Origin of the sequence: Halalkalibacter hemicellulosilyticusJCM 9152, assembly GCF_000513115.1 — a bacterium.
GTDB lineage: Bacteria > Bacillota > Bacilli > Bacillales > Bacillaceae_D > Halalkalibacter > Halalkalibacter hemicellulosilyticus.
The window spans coordinates 1-18,792 of sequence record NZ_BAUU01000030.1; the positions used below are offsets into that span (position 1 = coordinate 1).

The 18,792-nt window shown below is 41.7% G+C and carries 13 protein-coding genes; 2 read left to right on the plus strand and 11 right to left on the minus strand.

Annotated elements, in window-relative coordinates:
* The coding region (locus JCM9152_RS16720; RefSeq protein WP_369384574.1) for an SGNH/GDSL hydrolase family protein at window positions 1–1,171 on the plus strand (1,171 nt) is incomplete at its 5' end.
* A gap of 107 nt (window positions 1,172–1,278) precedes the next feature.
* Here the strand turns inward: JCM9152_RS16720 and JCM9152_RS23780 are convergent.
* The 3 genes from JCM9152_RS23780 to JCM9152_RS16730 form a co-directional block, all read right to left on the minus strand.
* Entirely contained in the window at window positions 1,279–1,410 is a 132-nt protein-coding gene (locus JCM9152_RS23780; protein ID WP_268870752.1) for a hypothetical protein, read from the minus strand.
* 230 nt (window positions 1,411–1,640) lie between these two features.
* Complete coding sequence (locus JCM9152_RS16725; RefSeq protein WP_052016051.1) at window positions 1,641–4,247, minus strand: glycoside hydrolase family 9 protein; 2,607 nt, start codon at window positions 4,245–4,247, stop codon at window positions 1,641–1,643.
* A gap of 321 nt (window positions 4,248–4,568) precedes the next feature.
* Window positions 4,569–6,083, minus strand: coding sequence for a glycoside hydrolase family 43 protein (locus JCM9152_RS16730; RefSeq protein WP_035346475.1), 1,515 nt, complete (start codon window positions 6,081–6,083; stop codon window positions 4,569–4,571).
* Window positions 6,084–6,247: 164 nt separating this feature from the next.
* Between JCM9152_RS16730 and JCM9152_RS16735 the strand changes: the two genes are divergently transcribed.
* On the plus strand, window positions 6,248–7,108 hold the full coding sequence (locus tag JCM9152_RS16735) for a helix-turn-helix domain-containing protein (RefSeq protein WP_035346478.1): 861 nt from the start codon (window positions 6,248–6,250) through the stop codon (window positions 7,106–7,108).
* A 340-nt stretch (window positions 7,109–7,448) separates the two neighbouring features.
* On the opposite strand, the gene JCM9152_RS23460 is transcribed toward JCM9152_RS16735, so the two are convergent.
* The 8 genes from JCM9152_RS23460 to JCM9152_RS16765 form a co-directional block, all read right to left on the minus strand.
* On the minus strand, window positions 7,449–8,636 hold the full coding sequence (locus JCM9152_RS23460) for an LPxTATN C-terminal sorting signal domain (protein WP_052016052.1): 1,188 nt from the start codon (window positions 8,634–8,636) through the stop codon (window positions 7,449–7,451).
* A gap of 101 nt (window positions 8,637–8,737) precedes the next feature.
* Window positions 8,738–10,792 (minus strand): glycoside hydrolase family 30 protein, encoded by a 2,055-nt coding sequence (locus tag JCM9152_RS23465; RefSeq protein ID WP_052016053.1) that lies wholly within the window; start codon window positions 10,790–10,792, stop codon window positions 8,738–8,740.
* The gene (locus JCM9152_RS23470; RefSeq protein WP_052016056.1) at window positions 10,767–11,345 is read right to left on the minus strand and encodes a glycoside hydrolase family 30 protein; all 579 of its coding nucleotides are present in this window, start codon (window positions 11,343–11,345) and stop codon (window positions 10,767–10,769) included. The genes JCM9152_RS23465 and JCM9152_RS23470 overlap by 26 nt, the downstream gene beginning before the upstream one ends.
* 331 nt (window positions 11,346–11,676) lie before the next feature.
* On the minus strand, window positions 11,677–13,278 hold the full coding sequence (locus JCM9152_RS16745; protein WP_035346480.1) for a response regulator transcription factor: 1,602 nt from the start codon (window positions 13,276–13,278) through the stop codon (window positions 11,677–11,679).
* A complete protein-coding gene (locus tag JCM9152_RS16750; protein WP_158318456.1) occupies window positions 13,259–15,091 on the minus strand; it encodes a sensor histidine kinase in 1,833 nt (610 codons plus the stop codon). The genes JCM9152_RS16745 and JCM9152_RS16750 overlap by 20 nt, the downstream gene beginning before the upstream one ends.
* Before the next feature lie 156 nt (window positions 15,092–15,247).
* On the minus strand, window positions 15,248–16,633 hold the full coding sequence (locus JCM9152_RS16755; protein WP_035346483.1) for an ABC transporter substrate-binding protein: 1,386 nt from the start codon (window positions 16,631–16,633) through the stop codon (window positions 15,248–15,250).
* A gap of 33 nt (window positions 16,634–16,666) precedes the next feature.
* The gene (locus JCM9152_RS16760) at window positions 16,667–17,500 is read right to left on the minus strand and encodes a carbohydrate ABC transporter permease (RefSeq protein WP_035346484.1); all 834 of its coding nucleotides are present in this window, start codon (window positions 17,498–17,500) and stop codon (window positions 16,667–16,669) included.
* A gap of 15 nt (window positions 17,501–17,515) precedes the next feature.
* The gene (locus JCM9152_RS16765; RefSeq protein WP_052016058.1) at window positions 17,516–18,463 is read right to left on the minus strand and encodes a carbohydrate ABC transporter permease; all 948 of its coding nucleotides are present in this window, start codon (window positions 18,461–18,463) and stop codon (window positions 17,516–17,518) included.
* Between the last annotated feature and the right edge of the window lie 329 nt (window positions 18,464–18,792).

The following is an 18,792-nucleotide window of genomic DNA, read 5'->3' on the forward strand; positions in this document are numbered from 1 at the left end:
CTTTACCGGGAACGGCACTTGGAATGGTGTTTACACTAGCGTAACCGTGCCGGTCGATATCCCTGCAGGCGCGACATTGAAGCTCCAACATGATGCTGGAGATACAGGCTGGAATGTAGACTATATTATATTGGCGCAGGGCGATCAATTATTTAGAGCAGAGGAGGACTTCGTAAAGCCGATCGGCAGGACAGCTTTCTTAGATGACACGCTTTGGCTGGCGCAGTCCGGCAGCGGGGCGGAGTTCGAGTTTAGAGGCAAGAAGGCGGAAATTACGCTGAAGGGCGACCATATTGCGTTAGGCGAGACCAATCATGCAAGGATCGGCATTTATGTCAATGGAGAACGAGTCATAGACGATGTATTAAATGAGCCTCTGAAGACGTACACCGTATTTGAAAGTGATTCCGATGAGGATGTCGTCATTCAGATCATCAAACTGTCGGAGGCTGCCATGTCTACCGCAGGAATCCACGAGATTCGCGTTAATGCTGTGGATGGGATTCAACCAACACAAGGATCGGTTCGGAAGATCGAGTTCATCGGTGATTCGATCACGGCCGGCTACGGGGTTGATGATGAGGAGCATTTTTCCACTGCAACAGAAGATGTGACCAAAACCTATGCATATAAAACGGCAGCTGCGCTCCAGGCCGACTATAGCATCGTTGCCTACAGCGGTTATGGAATCGTCGCTGAGAACGAATCGTCTATGCTTCCTAAATATTATGACATCATTGCCAAATCTTTCGGACGTATAGACGGGAATCTGGATGTCAACAACTCACCATGGGACTTTAACAAATTCGTACCTGATCTGATTGTAATAAATCTTGGGACGAACGACTATTCGTATACGGGTGATGATCCGGAGAAGCAGGCTGAGTACAGAGATGCCTATGTCGAATTTCTGAAGCAGGTTCGATCGCATAACGCGGATGCGCATTTGATGCTTACCCTGGGAATAATGGGGGATAATCTTTTTCCGATGGTGGAGGAAGCAGCCGCTGCTTATTCGAATGAAACCGGCGATACTAATATTTCGGTTATGAAGTTTGACGTTCAATCGGTGGAAGACGGACTCGGTGCACATTGGCATCCGTCGGAGACAACCCATTCCAAAGCTGCAGACAAGCTGATTGACAAGATAAAAGAAGTGATGAATTGGTAGGTTCGGCCGTTTCCATGCAGTTGGTGTTATGGAATAGATGGGCGAGGATGCAGCGAGCCGGAATATATCATTCAAGTAGCTTTTGACTCCCGAATTCAGGAGGCCAGTCATGGAAAACGAAAAGGCGCCGGGTTGCTTCCTCGCGATGCACCGGTGCCTTTTTCGTCTTGAGTTGAAATAATTTCCATTTTGCGGTCTTGCTCCCAATGTTCGGGATAATAATCGACTCCCATTTTCACGATTACAACCTCCAAATCTTTAACGGATTGTCATTCTATTGAGCATTCAAGTGCAATTCCTCCCTGCCATTTGAAACACTCCTTTAGCTTGATACTTATTATTCTACCAAATAAAAAAACGTGTAAGTAAGAAGGTACCGAACCGTACGCATTTCTTACTTACACAGTTTATACTACACTCCCAAGAAGGGCAGCGAATACTACTCCTAGTGATTCGCTGCCCTTTTTTATTACTCGATCGTCCTTCTTTTTCTATAAACGATTGAAACTAAACCAATTGCAAACAATACCATACCTACTAGTAACCAATTATACAAATTTGTCGCTGTTGCAGGTAATCCTTGCCCATCATTTTGTCCCTTACCTTCTTCATCCCTTGAGCTTCGATCTCCAGAGCCTCCTTCTCCATCTCCAGAGCCAGAGCCTCCTTCTTCGTCTCCAGAGCCAGAGCCTCCTTCTCCGTCTCCAGTGCCAGAGCCTCCTTCTCCGTCTCCAGTGCCAGAGCCTCCTTCTCCGTCTCCAGTGCCAGAGCCTCCTTCTCCGTCTCCAGAGCCTCCCTGTGAAGATTCCTCCGAATCCGCTTCGGACAACAATGCAACCAGGTAGGTCAAGGGAGAGTTGTAATTCAAGGCTGGCTCATTGCTGTTCCAATCGACGGAGGAATAGTTGTAAGCCTTGCCGGCGAAGGTATAGCGTCCGTTGTTGTTCGCACCTCCAGGCATGTAACCGTTCGGCATCTCCAAGAGAAAGTCTGCATTGTAAATACTATGAAACACTCTAACGACCCGACGCTCACCGTGACCAGTGATATAGCTCATCTGCAGCGGGTTAATTCCAAGTAGATAGTTCAGATTACCGCTTGCTACCTTCAGGTCATCTTCGTTAAATAAGCCGAGAAGACGACTTCCAATCGCGAGACCAACAGGAACACCAGCGGCATTCGAATTCGCTCCCCAATAAAATCCATTCGGGGAATTCCGCCACACTGCATTATTCAAACTATTGTCGATGACAATGTCCCGCCATTGGATAAACTTATTGGTGAACCATTCCTGCACTGTGGGGTCCGGCTGCTCGCCCATCATGTAATGGTAGAAGCCGATCCTTACTAAGCTGCCGGTATTGTGCGAGAACGTGCCCTGTTCGAATATATCGGCGAAATTTGTATAGTTAGAAACGACATAATCGCTATACACTTGCTCTCCGGTTGCCCGGTACAACGTCGCCGCTGCATAGAAACGGTCGTTCACATCGCTGTCTCCGTTGTACGGACCATCCGGCTGCGGAATAAATTCCGGATTCTGCTCCAGGTAGTTCCATCCACGGAGAGCCGCATCCAGCAACGTCTCAGCATAATCCTCTAACTCAGGAAAATCCTTCATGACAATATATGCATGAGTCAGAGCGCCAACTGCCGCACCAGTGTGGTACGTCGGAATGAGTCTATTATCCGCAGTTCCATCCATGATAAAACGATTCGGCGCAGCATCCCGTATGACATAAGCATAGAAGCCTCCTGTTTCCTCGTCCTGCATTTTGAGTAGAAAATCCGTTTCAACCTTGATCTCATCCAGCAAATCCGGGATGCCGTTGCCGCTTTCCGGGATATTCAACGAATGGTCCTGAAATTGGCTCGGAAAACTCTCGTATGCCCAGAGAAGATCAGAGATGGCCGTAGCTCCCACTGTGACATATTTGGCCAAGTCGCCGGCATCCCACCATCCTCCGGAAACATCTTTCGTGATTGTCGGATCGGATTGGAACGGAAGGTTGTGGTCTTCCTTGCGTTCGCCGGTCCTAGCGAAGATCCCAGCGTGTTCCTCTAACAAATCCTCATTGGCGCGCTGGAAGTAGAAGAACTTCTGCACATCTTTCAGGAGAGTGCTGTAAATGCTGCCATCGCCGATCTGGAAGGCAACAGAAGGTTCAGCGACCCCATCCACAGTCAGCACGTATTCGCCCGGTTCATTCAGGCCGGTGAAATCCGCCTTTAACACCTTCTCCCCGGAGGATTCATCATACTCTGTGACCAAGGACAATGCGCCAGAGTAGGCAATGCTCATATCCGTTGCCTTTCTCACCTGAAAAGGCGTGTCGGGCATTGCGGTCAACTCGTCGTAATAGCCGCTTACTAAAGCGTACTTCTCAAGATTAAGGATATACCCGACCTGATTCACCTTAATCGGGGCATAGCTTGGCGCCCTGTCCGGCGAATTGATGACAATGTTGCTGATCCAGAACGTCTCTGGGAAGCTATCCCCTTTGAACCTGAGCACTTGCACACTAGAACTATCGAAAATGTTATTGGCATCAAAGATGTCCTTCAATGGAATGGAATAACGCTTCCATTCAGTCGTAAGACTTTCCGGAAGGGAAATCAAGGCTTCCTCAGAGGTTTGATGCGTAAGATTGCCATCTTTCGTGTAAAACTCGCCGTTGACTACCCTTTCCATGACGACGTCCTCGAAGCCCACGGAGAATGTTTCACCGCCGACAGCACCGACAGCATCAAACTCCAATGTGCCATTTTCATACAGACTTATATCCAACGTCTGCCAACCGTTCAGGGTATAATTGGCTACCCAGTTGCCGTTGGTTTCGATCTTCTTCGCTTCTTGGCCCAAATAGGTATCATCGGTAACCTCGTTACCATCGTTCCATCCAAAAGCATCGATCTTGAGCTCAATCAGCTTGTTCCAATCCGCGCCACCGGGAGGTAGGAACGGATCGCTGTCGTCGGCTGTGGCGGGAAACGCGCACATCAGCAGAAGCGAAACAAACACAAATAAAGAAATGATTGATTTGTTAAGTCCACTCGATAATTTCCTTGTTTTCATCAGCTAATCTCCTTTTAATAGTTTTTTTGAAAGCGTATACATCTTAGCTTCGAAATAATTTTATAACACAGCTTGATTAACAAACCTTAATATTCAGGACATAAAATAGCACAAAAGAGACATATAAGACCCAGTCGTATTGTTGGTATGAAAAAAGCGGATAGGAGATGATGTTTCCTTACCGCTTTTTTCATGCAGACTCAATTGTTTGCAGTTATCCAACAGTTGAATGGAGCTTCGTCCGGTCGTACTTATATCGTTGCCCCCACTGCTACGACAATCTCATCGTTTTTAACAACATCTTAAAGTCACCTGTATAGACTAAGTCGCAGGATTATAATCGAACCAATCAAAGCGTGCAGACGTACTCTGTCCCGTTCCGCATACGGCATACATAGCAATCATTATTCCCGTAAAGCCGCCCGCTACCTCCGTTGAGAGCAAATGAGTTTCTCCTGAGCCCAATTCAAGATCATCATCAGGTTGATCCTGCTGCACTTTGAATAGAAATAATTCCGGACGAGCCTCAATCTTAAGCACGACAGCCCCCTCTGCGCAATCCCGCATATATTCTGTTCTCATTGATCCTACAGTTCGTCTGTATACGATCACCTTGCGTCCTTCTTTAAGTTTTACGGCCAGATCGTAGTGATATCGTTCGTTCATAAATACGGTAAGTCCAGCTTCTTCACCGTCATTCACCGGCTCGAAATCGAGCAGAGCGGCTATACTGCATGACAAATGGCAGAGTCGGCGGCCCACAAAAGCGGGAGCGCCTGCGTCGTCAAGCGACACCTTATTCCCTTGCAGCACAAGATTCCCCGGACTTTCGTGAAGCGACCAGCTTTCCGGAGCCGGATTCCGCAAGAAAACCCAGTCAAAACCCAGCATCGCATCGTCAAAATCATCCCTGTTTGCCTTAAGTGACCACCGGACTTCAGGCAGTTGCGGTGCCGTCATAACGGGCTCGATGCGTCCGCCGTGACCGATGACCGGCCAGCCGTCGGTTGTCCATGTGACGGGCGCTAGGAAAGTCTCTCTACCTAGATGATGCCGATAGGGATAGGAGGCAGGCCTGATGCCCAGGAAAACCGACCACCAGCTTCCGTCATGCGCCCGTACCAGATCCGCATGACCGGTTGCTTGTATACTACTGTTCAAGCTTCTGTGAGATAAGATCGGATTACTTGGACACGGTTCATAAGGTCCATAAGGATCGATGCTTCTTGCGATTGTCACCATATGGCCGTACTCTGTCCCTCCTTCGGCAATCATTAAATAATAATATCCGTTGATCTTGTAAAGATGCGGAGCTTCCGGATTTGCACCGCCCGTTCCCTTCCAGATCAAACGACTCTCCGTCAGCATGCTTCCGGTCGAGATGTCAATCTCACATTGATAAATGCCATTGCCTTCATCGCCGTTACGAGCAGATTGGAAATATACACAGCCGTCCTCATCGAAGAACAGCGAAGGATCAATGCCGCTTTGCGCGACAGGTATCGGATCGGACCAAGGTCCGAAGGGCTGTTCACCACGGACAAAGAAGTTGCCAATCCCGCTCACATTCGTTGTTACCATATAGAACCAGTCATCGTGATGGCGGATCGTCGGGGCATAGATCCCTCCAGAACTCCAGGCGTGTGTCAGAGGCAGCTGCCGCTCGGTCGTGAGACAATGCCCGATTTGGCGCCAATTGACAAGATCCTTGCTGTGAAAAATAGGGACTCCAGGAAAATATTCAAAAGAGCTGGTCACCAGATAATAATCATCCCCGACCCGGCAGATGCTCGGATCGGGATAAAAACCGGGAATGACCGGATTTTTATACTGCATAAAACTGCACTCCTATTCGTTCCAAAGTTTGACATGCTCCTGAACATATTTTCGTAAATCATTTCTGAATTATATAGCACATTTTGACAATATTCCTTGATTTTCGAGCCATGTAATAGCATAATATAGCCATCGGTATAATGATGAGTGAAAGGGTGGGTCTATTGAGTAACGTCCAATTAGAATGGTTTACGAAGGATGAGCAGTTCCCGTTCTTTATTCAATATGGGGGACACGTCAAAGATACTAACCTGCATAAGCATTTTGAGTTCTCCGAGCTCGTGATTGTATTGAACGGGAACGCTACGCATATCGTCAATACCGAAAGCTCCTTTATTAAGAAAGGAGACGTATTTGTTATAAACGAATCCAACGCCCATGCTTACAAAGATCCTCATGATTTCAAGATTTGCAATATTATGTACAGGCCCGAAATGCTTCGGTATGCCGGTCCGGATCTAAAGACTTCCAACGGTTTTCAGGCACTCTTTGTTTTGGAACCGTTTTACCGCAATATTTATCCTTATAAAAGCAAGCTCAGTTTGCCGATTCCCAACCTAGAATATGTCTCAGAGTTCATCTCCGTTATGATTGACGAATATAACAATAGACTTCAAGGGTATCAGACGATGCTCATTTCCCGGTTTATGGAGCTTGTCGTCTATTTGTCAAGACAGTATGACAGGCAAGAGAAGGCTGAGTCCAGTAATTTGATGCAATTGGCGAATGCGATTTCCTATATAGAAGATCATTATCTCGAGCCGCTTACGCTGGAGGAAATCGCGAGCAAATCCAATATTTCGATCAGGCACTTGAACCGAATCTTTCAATCCTATTATCAAACGACCCCTATCTCCTATTTGCAGCGGCTTCGTTTGGAGCGCGCATGCATGTTGTTGAAGCAGACGAAACTCACCATTACGGAAATTTCCCACAAATGCGGGTTTAACGACAGCAATTATTTCACTCGGCAGTTTACCAAGGCTTACGGATGTCCCCCAAAGTCCTACAGGCTGGATCGGTAACAGTATATTTGAGCAATCTGAAAAGAAGAACAGCATACATACGATGATTGGCACTCAGAAGAGCCCCGATCCAATTAAATCGAAGCTTTTCTGAGTGGTTCACTAAAAAGCACAACAACGGATTTAGCGGGGAGTTTAACGAAAATCTGGCCGCCTTTCAATGCGGAAATCGGAGAAATCCGCAGGTATGATCGCATCGGCACGTCCAACATACTATGCGTTTGAATACTGTCGGCTGTCATTACTGATCCCGTCACTTGACCGGCCTGTTAAATATAAATTCTTATTTTATAAATGAAGGCAGCGACTACTACTCCTAGCTGATCACTGCTCTTTTTTATTACTCAATCGTCCTTCTTTTTCTATAAACGATTGAAACTAAACCAATTGCAAACAATACCATTCCTACTAGTAACCAGTTATACAAATTTGTTGCTGTTGCAGGTAACCCTTGCCCATCATCTTGTCCCTTTTCTTCATCCCCTGGGCTTTCATCTCCATCTCCGGAGCCTTCATCTCCGTCTCCAGGGCCTTCATCTCCGTCTCCAGGGCCTTCATCTCCGTCTCCAGGGCCTTCATCTCCGTCTCCAGGGCCTTCATCTCCGTCTCCAGGGCCTTCATCTCCGTCTCCAGGGCTTTCATCATCACCTTGACTAGCTCCTTTAATAATGTCTAATCCTTCTATCGTGAATGTTCCTCCTTTTACAACAATGTGTGCAGTATGATCTCCTTTATCAAGTCCACGAATATAATAGGATGTTTGTCTATCTCCTCGTGAGTACACTCGATAGTTCTCCTCAATCAATTCTCCGTCAATGTAAACATCAATAACTGAATCTGAAGTTGCACCGAACAGATTAAATCCTGTTCCATTAAAATGAAAGAGCATACTAGTATTGCTGCTTTCAGGACTTGGCGTGCTATAAATATTAACACCTCTGTAATCCATAAAGTCTTCTTTTTTCTCATTGTCCTTTAATGACACTTTTAATGTATGAGCTGTTTCCTCTAAGTCTCTAATCGAGAACCTAATTCCAGTTTGTGGGATAACGGCAAAATCCCCCAAATCTTCACCGTTCAGTTCAAAATTGTACAGAGTTTCATCACCTGTTCCAGAGAAATAATCAATTCCTGAACCAGTGAAGTTAATAACTAAATACGGATCATCATTAAAATTTGCCCAAGCATTCGTTTGATTAGATCCCCATACATTCCCATTCTTTCTTAACGCATAAACCGTATTTTCCTCCTCACCAACTTCATGATCTTCTGTTATTGGAATAAAGTTACTTGGAGCAAGATTTGTAACGGCTAATACTGGATCAGTTGTCTCTATTTCTGCTTTTGTAAAGCTCACGTATCGATCAGTTGTAACTACTTCTAACGTATGTTGTTTATCTTCAAGCCCGTCTGCTGACCAAACGACTTGCTCAATTGAACTATTATTTAAATAATTGGCTTCACCTACTAGCTCGCCATTTAAATAAATATCAGCCGTTCCATTCGAAGGATTTGTTATTCCAAACAACCTAATCTCTGTCCCTTTAAACGTAATTTCAAACGATCCTCCTACTCCTGACCATGAATTCGCATTATTCGATGACCAACTACCAGAATAATATACACGATTTAACTCTCCTTGTTCATCGGCTGTATCTCTAAAACTAACGGTAACCCCATTCCATACGGTACATCTGTACTTGCCGTCATTCGTGTACGATTAAAATGAGCATAACCGACTTGACCGAAATCCCACTGCCCAATATAACCGATTGGATTACTACGATCATTGTTATTTCGTGCTTCTTCTACTGTGCCTACCTTCATACCTTGCGCACTATCATATTTTTCAGACATGTATGGGTAGCCAGCAATTGGATCGACACGTAGCTGATCATAAAGGGTTTCATAATAACCTGATCCAATAACCGCTCTTCCTGACATAACGATCGAGTCCTCATCCTTATAAACCGCTATTTCTTCATCATTCACATATAATGTAAAAACGTTATCCTTTGCTTCAAATGCAAGGTTATTCCAAATATTTGGATCGAAGCCATCTACTGTGCCACTTGAAACGACATTACCAAGCTTTAATATTTCATACGTACCATCTGAATACACACGCGCATTGTATGGTGCATGTGAATCCGTTCCACCTGCCTTGACATGTCGTAATCCTATTAGCGCATAGTTACTTCGCCCACTCACTTCAGGTGTGTGAGTATCAAGTAAAAAATCATAAGACACCTTATAATTCACCCAGCGGTAGTCCCCAAAGTTCGTATGTGGGTTACTATTACTTGCAGACCCATCCGTTCCTCCCCAAACAGCCCAATCCGCGCCGATAATCTCATATGTTATTTTTTGTTGAAGCATATTGCCTCTTTCTTCTGCCTCTGGAATATCCCGCACAATACGATTCGCGCTGCCACTCGTCTCTTGTATCGTGGCTTCTTTCACGACTTCAAATGCTCCCCGCTGATCAGTCGTATAACGTGGTGTACCACCTCGACGTTCAACGTAGTCTCTTCCTTGATCATCAATAGAGTACTCACTATATTCAAAATCATCAACATACGGTAACGGCAGTATCGTATCCTGTAAAATATCAAAAGGACTAGATACATACTCAAATCCTTCAATTTCAGATTTCCGATCGAGCGTTGTGACTGTCAGGAGTGAATAAGGCTTCACCTCAATTTCATACTGACCATCAACTGGCTCAATTTTATTAATTTGCTGAAACCAGTTCGCATCATAGGCCTGTCCTACGTCTGGACCTCTTGTTTCCCAAACATATAATGGTGCATTTTCTTTCCCATTTAAATTCTTCGCCTCGATTTTATAGTGACGTGTCTCCCGCGTATTATTTGCATATACTGTTGTGTAATCATCCGTATTAGGATCTTTTACTGTCATATAATTATGAGTGCCTGTATCTACTTGAACGCCTCCATCATTAAACGTTCCATCATTGTAAGTCGCTTCTTTTATATACATCCATCTCTCATTTTCATCTGTTGCTGGATCATTATAGCCAACAAAATTCATTACATGCCGAACCCCTTTTATCCCCCCATCCATTTCAAAGGAGCCATTCCATGGTGTAAATGCATTAATTAAATGCTTAGGTGTATAGGCAGAACCTTGATAAAATGCTCCAACAGAAGGTTGAAAATCAAAAGATACTGCTTGAAGTGGATTGTTGCCTGCCCCTTCCCAATGATACATCAGCATAATTCGTGAAATGACGTCCACTGTTCCCGCATGCCCACCAACTCCTTGATAATGTGGCTCCATATTAATTCGATACCTAGCATTAATCATTGGTGAGACCCCTTCTGAAGACCAAATCTCTTTCGGCTCTTTACCTTCAGCTATTAAATGGCTTTGAAGCTGTGTCAGCTCACTTGAACCAGTTAAGCCGTAATGACTACTAATGACATCAATTTCATCAATTAAATCAGGATGATCAAGCAATGTCTGACTGATGGTTCTCGTATCACGATAACCATCACCACCAACTAATTTAATGTCCTTATAAAATTCATCATAATTCGGCTCTTCCTTTATTCGTGACGTATAATACTTCAACCACTCAAGCTCATTTCTTCCATTATTTTGAGCTCGTTCATTTTGTGAAATTCCTACATAATCAAGACGAAAAACCAAACTCTTCATAAACCGCATCAATCGTCTGTTTAAACCATTGATATCTATTTTCATACTCTTGATTTGCTACACCTTCCCACGTCCAACGCGGCTCTCCCCAGCGTAGAATTTCAGTTGTAATGTGAGGGTTAATGGACTTCGCATCTGCAGCAAATTGAAACCCTGCACCACGTAAAACATTTGCCGGTTCATCAGCATAACGCATCGTAGCAGGCTCTGTTCCTGACGAAGAATCGACATCTGCACCTAGCTCCACTTTTACATGAACGAGGCCTGCACCTGTATTCGGATCAAATAGTTGGTGCATTATCTCCCAATACTGATCAGGATGCTCTTCTTTATAATCGATCATTAACCGAGACGTGTTATTTGCTGAAACTGTTCCAAATCCTTTAAATCGGTTATACTCATCGACATCCGTTCCATCTATGACAATTGTTCTCGTCCCGTCCTCTGCTCTTGATTCATTTGCAGCCATCATTAGGACAAGTAAAGCAATCATGATGAGACTAATCACGATATACAACCAATACGTTGAATAACGTTTCATTTCATTAACCATTTTTTCAACTCTCCCTTTTTATCAGGAAACAATCATGACTAAGAGTGTTCGTTAACAGTTGATCCTGATCATCATTTGACTTTTCCTTACAACAGGGTGTCGCTCATGATGAAAAGACAAATTCCTTCAATCACCTCCTGCGTTAAATAAAATGATTGATAAGCCTTGAGACCCTCATCTATGATAGCGCTTACATTTTAACATAAGTATGTCTGCTTTCTATGCCATTATCTTGACTATCTATAGTGCTATTTTTGCATATTTGATTTGTAAATATCGATTGTTATGTCTCAAAACGTTTGAACACACAGCCGCTTCAGCAGCTGTGTGTTCAATTTGCCTTTCGATACTCTAATGGCGATATATCGTTACGCTTTTTAAATAGCTTTATAAAATAACTCGTATTTTCATAGCCAAGCATGTGAGCAATATCTTCAATCGCCTTATTTGTCTCACGTAAATAAGCTGCTGCCTTCTCCATTTTCACTCGAATCACGTACTCTATAAACGTTTCACCCGTTTCCTTTTTAAATAATCGACTAAAATGACTCGGATTCATATATAGGTTATTAGCAACTGCTTCCATCGTAATTCGTTCATGCAGATTTTGCTCAACATATTTTTTTGCTTCCCACACTTCTAATCGTTCGGTACGACTAGATGATTGAACAAAATGAATAATACGTTGGAAGAAGTCGTTCATATACTTCTTAAGCTGGCACACATTAGCTATTTCCTGGATGCTACTATGCCGTGATCCATGATGTCGCTCATTCTCAAAAGTATAATAATAATGAAGTTCAATCGTGATAATGAGGTTATGAAGCCAGCTTCTAACCGAATCCGGATGATAGTGTTCCTTTTTTATAATTGACATCCAGCGATCAACAATCTGTGAAGCTTTCACTTGGTCCCCTTCTAGAGTTACCTTCTTCCATTCTTCCAATGCCTCATTATAATACTGAAAGATCGTTTGATCATTCGTTGATTCTTTAATATCCTCAAATCGCACGATCTCTTGCTCTTCAACATAAAACCATTTAGCTTCACTACTCGTTAATTGTTTGAGTGATTGCTTCAACTCTAACACCGATGTAACGGCCTGTTTATAAGCAAATGTTATACACACTCCACTACATTTTTTTAATATAGTTTGAAATTGCTTTAGCCTTTTGCGAACTTCCTCATAAGGATTCTCTTTCATTGTTGGTACATATGGAAAGCACCATATCAATTGATCCGGTTCATAGAGAGCCCCTTCAAGCTCTATTCCTTGCCCCAGCGTTTCCTTAGCTACTTTCTCAACAAAAAAAGAAAATAGCTCCTCTGATGAACGAAATTTCTCCCAGCCAGCTTCAATGTTCATCATTCTTCCACTAATCGGAATGTAATGATAATCATCCAAGTTCAATTGGAAGTACTCGTTTGTATGTTTCCATTCACGCTCATTTAAATTAGAAGATGTTAGAAAATTTTGCAGCCATTGCTTTTTCAAATTTTTTTTATTTTGATCGACGATTGTTTTTAAAGAGGCAACCTTTGCTTGTTCTTGCTTCTGCTTTCTAGCCTCAGACACAAGCTTATTAACCGCTACTCGAAACGTTTTCGGTTCCAGTGTTTCTTTTAAAATATAATCATTTACATAAAGCCGCACAGCTTTTTGGGCATAATGAAAATCATCATGGCAGGAAATGATGAGTGCTTGCACATGCTCATTAAGTGATTTCATTTGCGCAATTAGCTCCAAACCATTCATATTCGGCATATCAATATCTGTAATGAGAATATCTGGTGTTTTGTCTTGAGCTATTTCGAGTGCATCGATTCCTGTCTCACATTTCCCAATGACCTCTAAACCTAATTCTCTCCATGAAATCATCTCATACATAAACTCCAACATTTGAAAATTATCATCAACGAGAAGAACCTTCATCTTCCACCTCCATTTTAGTGTTAGCAGGAAAACGAAATAGAACCGTTAATCCCTTCTTCCTCTTTGATTGAATATGCAGTTCAAATCGATCCCCATAAATTAATGTCATTCGTTCATACACATTTTTCAAACCAATGCCAAATTCCTTCCTAGGCTCCTTAAGATATGTTGCGATCATTTGCTTTTTGTCATATTCAAAACTACTTTGTAACGTATTAAGATCTGTTTCATCCATACCCACTCCATCATCTTGTACATTTACGAACACATAGCCACCCTTTACATAGGCTGTGATCGTAATCGAACCAGAATAATTCTGAATGCCATGCTTGCAAGCGTTTTCTACAACTGGTTGAATGAAAAATCGAGGAACAATAACGTTCTTAGCTTCATAACTAATGTGTGTATGAAGCTTAATCGGATGCTGCCTCATCGAATTAATCACATCGATATAATTCGTCATATGCTCGACTTCCTTTTCAAGGGAAATCGATTCGTCTCCTTTGTACACACTACGTAAAAACTTACCAAATGATAAAATTAAATCTGCCGATTGTTCATCATTATTTTTTAGTACTTGTATTCGTAATGTACTAAGAACATTAAATATAAAATGAGGCTTAATTTTTGATTGTAACACTGCCATTTCGGCCTTTCTTTTCATTCGTTGTTCAAGCTTCACTTGGCCAAGAGCATCCTGAATTCGATCAAGCATTAAATCAAACGCCATACTTAAACGTCCGATTTCATCATTACGTCTAATATTCGAGCGAACCATAAGATTCCCTGCATCAATTTCTTTGGCAATAGTAGCTAAGTTTCCGATTGGTTGCAAATAGCGATTAACAACAAATAATAAAATGATTACTAGTAAAATAAGTGCCATTGTTAGCATATACACATTAAATGTAAACGCATTTCCTAACTCGTCAATCGCTGTATGATAAGGCATAGCACTAACGATCGTCCAATCACCATTTGAAAAAGGTTGATAGACTAATAAATAGTCATCATCAGCTGAATCTATTATGAAATATGAGTCTTGCTCATCCATCTGTTTAAGATAAGGAAAAGGCTGACTAATTAATATGTCAGAATCGTCATATAAAACGCTTCCATTTTCATCTAACAGAAAAATAGTTCGATCCTCAGCAAGGTTTTTCGTTAATTGGTCGAGCGCAATTTTGTTAACGCCAGCAAAAATATATGCCGTTGTTTCCCCTCTATAGTTCGTGAGCTTGCGGCCTAGTACAATCACTTGATCATTTTGGTAAAGAAAATGCCCTGGCTCTCGGGCATCATGTAATTCCTTAGCAAGAAAACGATACACTTGGTATGTCGAAATGCTCTCAAGCTTTTCAAACCACGGCTCTAATTGATCATATTCAAAACTGCCATTAAATGACGTATTTGAAAAGTAGTACTCTCCTTTTGCTGGGAGAATCGCCATTCGAATATAGCTATTCCTAGTTATGTGATCTAACTTTGCGTTTATATCAAGAAAGGCTCTTGGTGGAATCGGTTCTTGCAATCCACGATTTAATGTACTTCTAATTTCCGAATCAAAATGAACATAATTCATCGATTGAATGACGTCATCGACCAATTTAGAGAAATATACATCTGCTAGCTCTAAGTTGTATTCCTCACTTTTAATCGTTTGTTCTTTCACCACATTTAGACTTGTTACAATAATATTCCCCATACTAAAGAGGATCGGTAGTGCCATAAATACGAAAATAATGAGCAGTAGCTTTTGACGAAAGGAGATTGCTTTCTTGATCTCGTACATCTTCTCCTTTATCTTTATCATCCCTGTCACATCCTGATCCGTTTTCATTTATTATAACAGACACCGTTACCTCCATACTGGGCTTTATAAATGGTTTCCTTTCTCTTCATTTGCTGAAAGCCTAATGAGAAGCATTTTTCTTCTCATTAGGCAGATTAGCAACCATCCCTTTAAAATCTATTCACTAACATTTGTATCAATAACACTTTGTACAGCTTCGTGAGCATTTTCAATCGTCGTATCAATATCTTGCTCCTCTAATAAAAATCGTTCAACCTCATTACGATACGCTGTCTCAACTTCACCAATGAAAGCAGGTGGAATGAAGACGGGTGCCGCCTCTGACACCTCTAACGTATGAATAAGTGATTCCATATTGACCAATTCAATATCTACCTCTGGACTTGCTTCGTGTAAGCGTGTAATAACATCTTCCAAATCAGCACCTAAATAGTCTGGTAAATATTTTTCTTGTAACACAATTCCCTCTGTCGTATACCAACGAATAAATTCAAATGCTTCTTCCTTATGCTCAGAACCTGAATACATTGTTAAGAAGTCCGCACCGGCTGGTGTTGTAATTGGATCGCCTTCACTCGCTTTCGGATAAGGAGCATAAGCGACGGTAAATTCTGGAGCATCATCCACCCCACCTCGTTCATTGATCATCCAGCTTCCTGTCATAATCATCGCTGCACTCTCACCAAAGAATTGTGGACGATAATTTAAGTCAAGTGAAATCGTATCAGCATACGGAGTCGCAGATCCTTCTTCATGACCTCTCTCACGAATTTCAAGTGATTGTCTAATATGATCACTGTCAACGTTAGACGTAACTCCATCATCCTTAATGATGTTACTGTCTACCGGCTGATTGAATGCTGCTAACTTAACATAATCCATCCATGTATGAAAGAACGTACCATAACGTTTGCTCGGCCCTTCACCTTCTGTCAATGCGGCTGCATAATCCATATATTCATCCCAAGTCCAATCAGTTGGTACATCTAATCCAGCTTCATCAAGCGCATCTTGATTCAACATCACAAAGAACATGTTGTATTTACCTGGTAGTGCATAATAATGACCATCCACATTTGTATTTACACGATATTCATTTTCATAGTCTATTCCTGCTGCATCTAGGTACTCATCTAATGGTTCAAACATTCCTTGAGCTACACGTTGTGAATAATTGGCTGCATCGTTGACAATGATGACATCCAACTGATCACCAGAGGCTGCTGCCAAATCAATCTGTTGCATCGTTTCATTTGCATCATTATTTTCTGGACTGACCGTTTCCACTTTAATATGTGGGTGTTCGGCTTCAAACGCTTCAACCACCTCATGCCACCTGTCTTGCTCTTCATTGTACCAATGATGCATACGAATCGTTACAGGCTCATCCCCATTTGTATTCTCTTCAACTTCTGGTGTATTACTTTCATCTGCTGTCGTGCCTCCATCATCATTTGTTGATCCTTCATCACTCGAACAAGCAGCCAATCCCACCGCAAACAATAGACCCATTAATAAGTGCACCCATTTGCCTTTCTTCAATACAAAAACCTCCCCTTTTATTAAAAATAATATTTATCCTTTCACTCCACCCATAGCAATTCCTTCAATGACATATTTCTGTCCAAAAAAGAAAATGATAAGTAATGGAAGGATAGCTGATACGGTACCAGCCATAATTAAGCTGTAATACTCACCACTCATCGAAGTAAACCGTGAGATTCCGATTTGGACTGTTGATAAGTGATCTGACCGTAAGAAGATAAGTGGACCTTGATAATCGTTCCAGGTCCAAATAAAACGCAAAATCGCATATGTTGAGATCGCTGGCAGTACTAACGGTACAGCTACCTTACGAAAGATCGTCAAATGCCCGGCTCCATCAATTTTAGCTGACGCGATATAATCATCATGAATTCCCATAAAGAACTGCCTTAACATAAATGTCCCTAATACACTGAAACTATTTAATAGAATAAGCCCTAAATGCGTATCAAATAGATCCAAATACATATAAAGCATAAATTGCGGTACTAAAATGGCTTGAGCAGGAATCATAAATGTCGCTAATACGAGTATGAAGATGAGATGACGTCCTTTAAAATGAATCTTGGAAAATCCATATGCTGCCAGCGTAGAAACAGTCGTAGAAATGAGTGTTGTCATAACCGTTACTTTAATAGAGTTCCAATAATACAGTGGAAAATCTCCACTCCATACTTCTACATAATTGCTCCAGCGCCATTCACTAGGAATCCATTGAATTGGGTATGCGAACACTTCTAGTTCAGGCTTTAATGATGCTGAGATCATCCATATAAAAGGTAGTAGAAAGATGATTCCCATTAGCAACATAAAAACGGTCAGCATGAGCTTAACAGTTTTGCTTTTGATGTCATTACGCTTCATCTATTCCACCTCCGACTAATAATTGACCCATTTCTTCTGCCCCCACCATTGGACGGCGGTAATGATTAATAATATCAAGAGTAGTACCATTGAAATCGCAGAAGAATAACCTGAACGTAAATTTTCAAATGCTTGCTCATACAAGTAATAGACGATTACCGACGTCGAATAACCTGGTCCACCACTTGTTAACACAACAATTAATTCAAATGATTTAAAACTATAAATGATACCCGTTATTAAGAGAAAAAATGTCGTTGGAGAAAGCATGGGCAGCATAATATACCAAAACTTTTTCAGCATATTGGCTCCATCCATATCAGCAGCTTCATACATCTCCATTGGAATATTTTGCAAAGCTGCTAAATAAATAATGAGATTAAAGCCAATAGATACCCAAATACTAATCATAATAACTGATACTAACGCCCACCTTGTATCTGCCAACCAACGTGGGGGATTTTCAATTCCAAGTGCCATTAAAAACTCATTAATTGGCCCATAAGATGGATGAAATAATAATTGAAACACGATCGCAATGGCGACAATACTTGAGATATAAGGCATGAAAAACGTAATTTTAAAAAATGCCTTCATGTATACATGCTTATTAATAATGATTGCCAACAGTAACGAGAAAAACATAGTTAACGGTACAGCGAATATTAGCCACATATTATTTCTAACCGACTGTATAAACAAATCATCCTGAACTAGTCTTGTATAATTAGAAATTCCAACAAAATTCATATCATCAATACCTCTAATAAACACCCAATCAGTAAAGCTAACAAACAATGCAGCAAATATCGGTAAGACAACTAAAATCGTCGTTCCGATAACCATTGGACCAATAAAGAAATAACCGGCCATCGTCTCTTTCGTCTGCATATTGAGCGTCCATTGACTCTTTTTCTTCGTTTTCTGTTTAGGTGACGTTTGCGATTTAGTCACTGGTTCCATTTATCTCACTCCTAACATGTTGGTCTCTCTTCCATGTTTGCTTCTATAAGTTTAACGAAATAATAAAGCGCTTACATCAAATTATTTTGTCAATTGATAACACTATTTTGACTAAACGTACCCGATCTTTATTACAACCAACACCGATACCTAACAGGCTATTCCCATTAAAATATAGCTTCAGCTACTCAAATAACAACAGAAAAAGAAGATTAAAAGGGCACCAAAAAAGTTAAGAACTAAACTTTTTCGGCGCCCTCTCCAAAGACTGCTCATTAAATTTCCGTGACTTATTTTCTACTTTTTTAATTTAGCGTATAATTATCACG

What these genes read in the sequence shown, in the direction of transcription:
- JCM9152_RS16725 (WP_052016051.1), bottom strand. Translation starts at nt 4,247, where the DNA reads ATGAAAACAAGGAAATTATCGAGTGGACTTAACAAATCAATCATTTCT.
- JCM9152_RS16760 (WP_035346484.1), bottom strand. Translation starts at nt 17,500, where the DNA reads ATGAAGCGTAATGACATCAAAAGCAAAACTGTTAAGCTCATGCTGACC.
- JCM9152_RS23465 (WP_052016053.1), bottom strand. Translation starts at nt 10,792, where the DNA reads ATGAAGAGTTTGGTTTTTCGTCTTGATTATGTAGGAATTTCACAAAAT.
- JCM9152_RS16745 (WP_035346480.1), bottom strand. Translation starts at nt 13,278, where the DNA reads ATGAAGGTTCTTCTCGTTGATGATAATTTTCAAATGTTGGAGTTTATG.
- JCM9152_RS16765 (WP_052016058.1), bottom strand. Translation starts at nt 18,463, where the DNA reads ATGGAACCAGTGACTAAATCGCAAACGTCACCTAAACAGAAAACGAAG.
- JCM9152_RS23470 (WP_052016056.1), bottom strand. Translation starts at nt 11,345, where the DNA reads ATGGTTAATGAAATGAAACGTTATTCAACGTATTGGTTGTATATCGTG.
- JCM9152_RS16730 (WP_035346475.1), bottom strand. Translation starts at nt 6,083, where the DNA reads ATGCAGTATAAAAATCCGGTCATTCCCGGTTTTTATCCCGATCCGAGC.
- JCM9152_RS16750 (WP_158318456.1), bottom strand. Translation starts at nt 15,091, where the DNA reads ATGATAAAGATAAAGGAGAAGATGTACGAGATCAAGAAAGCAATCTCC.